The organism is Aquimarina sp. RZ0, from assembly GCF_008370685.1.
GTDB lineage: Bacteria > Bacteroidota > Bacteroidia > Flavobacteriales > Flavobacteriaceae > Aquimarina.
The window spans coordinates 1-3,465 of sequence record NZ_VTZU01000158.1 but is presented as its reverse complement, the minus strand read 5'-3'; the positions used below and the strand labels follow the sequence as shown (position 1 = coordinate 3,465).

Here is a 3,465-nt window from a genome sequence, read left to right as displayed (position 1 = left end):
AAGATCTTAACTTCTGAATTACATCCAGGTTTAATACTAGTAGATTAAAAAGCCAAGTGTTACGCCTATCGGCGAGTGTTGTAGTAGCATAGGCTACTCCCTATGGTCGAGTACCTATTAGCTGCCAATGGTCTCGTCGTCACCCTTTCTATGGCAAAACTTTTTTACGTACCTAAAAAAAAGCTTTTGCCGCCCCGCTTCGTTCCTCCTCGTCGTGTTCCCAGTCTTTTTTGTGTCACGATTATTGTAGCAATAATACGCACCACAAAAAATCCCTACACACTTATCTGGCTACGCCGCTTAGTCACAGCCTACAGGATTTTTATCTTGAAGTCCTTATTTATTTTTTCAATTGAAAGATAAAAATCCTGTGGCGCGTGCACATCGCTTTTAGAAGCGATCGTGTGCCCACGTCGGCTGCTCCTCTCCGCTACGGCATAGCCGAGTTTTGCGTGCAACGCAGCTTCGTTCAATCGCCACTAGGCTATGATTATTATTGAAGTTGAAGCACAACGCTTGTGCCTTTGCGCACTTCAACTTCAATAATAATCGTTCGTACTCTTGTGGAAAAACGCTTCAAAAGTGGAAGATCGGAAGGCAAATGCAGCTGTGATCTTCTGCTTTTGAAGCGTTAGCCTAAGTGGCAATTGAACGTCGCGCAAACTAGCTAAAAACTACTCGAAATGCCCTCAAATCCTTCCAAATCAGGTCTACGAGCCTATTGTATAACTATAATATTGTAATAGCCTTCGTGAAAATCGTCTGTTAGAAGTCAGATTTTGAGCGGTGGTGGCAGCGTGGGGCGAAGCGGAAGTATTGTACATAATACTTGTTATCACTACAGCTTTGGGGATGCGGCTGACTTTAGCGGCTGCTATTATAACTCGTATTATGTACAATATCGAGGAAAAGGAAGCAGTAGCAAGACAGAGAATTTATTGCCTAAGCAATCAATCTGGATTGCTGCTGCGTGGGGAATACACGCTTTTTTTTCTTCCTCTGAAAAAGATCAAATCAAAGAAAAAGGGTATTTTTATACCATCTATAAAAGCAACCAACTTGATTATAAACTTTATACTCCTGAGCCCAAAAGTGAACTTACCTTGCAAAAGGTTACGGGGATTAGCTTTTATCAATCAAATGAAATTGATGTTTGAGCAAGAAACTGGAGAGTGTTTTTGTAACAAAGATTTTGCCGCAGAGGACTTAAAAAGGATTTTACAATACGTACGCTATAATACTTTTGCTAAAGATCGTAGAGGAAAGAAAAAAGCTATACTTGAGTTTCATCCCATTGAAAAATTATTTCACGTTACCGGTGGTGTTCCAGAAGAAGACAGAACGTACGAAAGACTTGCTGAAGTTTTAAATGCTTCTTTTGCTAAGCATGGAATTACCCAGTGTTCTCATAAAATACACTATTTAGCCAATATGTATGTAGAGACCAATTATTTCACTGCTACAGAAGAATTTGGAAACAAGCATAGTTATATGCCTTATAAAGGTCGTGGGTTTCAACAAGTAACTGACTGGAATCATGGTAAAGCCAAAACAAAGGCAGAAAGAGAGAGAACCAGCAATTACAAAGCATATTCTGATGGTGAAGGTAATCAAGATATATACTCAGGAACAAACTACCTCAAGGTAGCATCAGATATTGAGTTAGCAGCTGATACGTCTGGATGGTTTTGGAAAAGGGCAAACATCAACGTTGATGCAGAAAAAGATGATATTTTTGGTACTGCAAAAAAGATAAATAACCCATCTGCAAAATCAACTAAATCTATCAACGGATACGATATGCGTCGTGTAGCTTGGATAAAATTTAAAGAAGCTTTTAATAACTATCCATATAATTGTGTTACCGATGCAAGTAAAAATCCCCGTGAATATGGCGAAGGTGTACTAGAAGAAATGCGTAAATGGGCAGATCAACATGTACAATACAAACAAGAAGGTGAATGGATAAAGGGTGTTGGAACAACAGGTTTCCGAACTGCTCAAACAAAAGAAGCACTTGGGCGAATGGATTGTTCAGAGTTTGTATGTCGTTATTTACACAAACTAGGAGTGTTACCTAAAATGAAAGCTATTACTACCCGAGGAATGATTACAGAAAAAAAATTTAGAAATAATTTAGGAAACGATAATATAGAAAAGGTTACGGGTGATACCCCTCAAGCTGGAGATATTTTCGTTTGGGGTTATATTAATAGTAATGATAATTGGTCAGGTCATACAGGGGTAGTTCATAGTGTAGATGGTGATAATATCACGATTCTAGAAGCTATTGGAAGTGGCGGTTCTTCGGATGAAAGCCACAACAGAAATAACGGGGGATATGAGGGTAAGAACTGTACTCGTACCTCGGTTTATCAAAAGAACGGAAAAGCTTTAGCTAATCATACAGGTTGGAAAGGATATTTTAGGCCTAAAAATTACACAAGACAACTATAATGAAGAAAGTTTTATTATTCCTGTTATTATGTACTTTCTTGTCTTGCAAAGGACAAAACGAAACAACTGAGCAAACTAAGCAAATAGCTACTTCTTTTGAATTCTTATCAGAAGAAGTATTAAAGACAAAAACTAAGGAAGAACTACGTTTAATTAGAAATGAAGTTTTTGCACGCAAAGGTTATGTATTCAAAAGCGATGATCTCAATCAATATTTTAAAACTAAATCTTGGTATACACCTGACGCTACTGTAAAAGTTACTTTGTCCGATGAAGAACAAAGCTATATTGATAGGGTGAAAAACATAGAAAACCCTAGTAAAGAAATAGATAAATGCTTGGATTATATTAACGATAATATTAAGAAAGTTTACCCCATATCCCAAAGTATAATGGAAAGTAATAAATGGGGTTTAAATAATTATTTAGGTGATTATTACGAAAGTAACTATGATCGTATAGAATCTGTAATACTTAAAAAAGGTATTTATTGTGATGGTTTTTACTTTTACAATATAAATTGTAATACTGAAATAGAAACAATTCTAGTCAAGGCTTATTGCAATGAACAACCTATATTCAATATTTTAAGTATTAAAGGAAGTAAAATAATCAAAATAGTAAAAGTTGTAGATTCTTCATTAAGAGAAGGCGAAGGTGATTTTGAGGAAGGTTTTTATGATATCGATTTTAAACTAGATAAAGATGATTTAGAGGTTTATAAGATTTTTAAGAAGTGGGATAAAGAAAACATGACAGAAGAAAATCAATATCCAACTAAAGAAATTCGTAGAGAAGTAACCAAATATAAGCTTACGGATCAGGGTATTGTTGAGCTCTAATTAAAAGACTGTAAATAGATTATAATCCACAGCATTAGTGTTGTGGATTTTTTTGTTACATAATACTCTGCAACTTGGTTTGTTTTATAAAAGCATCTAATAAGGCAAATACATGACTTTTATTCTCCGGTGATAATTGCTGTATATCTTGTAGTCGTTTTAAGGT

The 3,465-nt window shown here is 35.8% G+C and carries 3 protein-coding genes; all 3 read left to right on the top strand.

Going from position 1 to position 3,465, the window contains the following annotated elements; translation table 11 throughout:
• Nucleotides 1-779: 779 nt before the first annotated feature.
• The 3 genes from F0000_RS28005 to F0000_RS26685 are packed head-to-tail and all read left to right on the top strand — an operon-like array spanning nucleotide 780 to nucleotide 3,299.
• Nucleotides 780-1,157 carry a hypothetical protein gene (locus tag F0000_RS28005; RefSeq protein WP_188112305.1) on the top strand — a complete coding sequence of 126 codons (378 nt, stop codon included), beginning with the start codon at nucleotides 780-782 and terminating at the stop codon, nucleotides 1,155-1,157.
• The gene (locus F0000_RS26690; RefSeq protein ID WP_188112304.1) at nucleotides 1,150-2,457 is read left to right on the top strand and encodes a CHAP domain-containing protein; all 1,308 of its coding nucleotides are present in this window, start codon (nucleotides 1,150-1,152) and stop codon (nucleotides 2,455-2,457) included. Before F0000_RS28005 ends, F0000_RS26690 begins: the two co-directional genes overlap by 8 nt.
• On the top strand, nucleotides 2,457-3,299 hold the full coding sequence (locus F0000_RS26685; protein WP_149627746.1) for a YARHG domain-containing protein: 843 nt from the start codon (nucleotides 2,457-2,459) through the stop codon (nucleotides 3,297-3,299). The genes F0000_RS26690 and F0000_RS26685 overlap by 1 nt, the downstream gene beginning before the upstream one ends.
• The last annotated feature ends 166 nt before the right edge of the window (nucleotides 3,300-3,465 follow it).

Bases quoted from the DNA above. Each gene is read 5' to 3' on its own strand.
- F0000_RS26690 (WP_188112304.1), top strand. From the start codon at position 1,150: ATGTTTGAGCAAGAAACTGGAGAGTGTTTTTGTAACAAAGATTTTGCC.
- F0000_RS26685 (WP_149627746.1), top strand. From the start codon at position 2,457: ATGAAGAAAGTTTTATTATTCCTGTTATTATGTACTTTCTTGTCTTGC.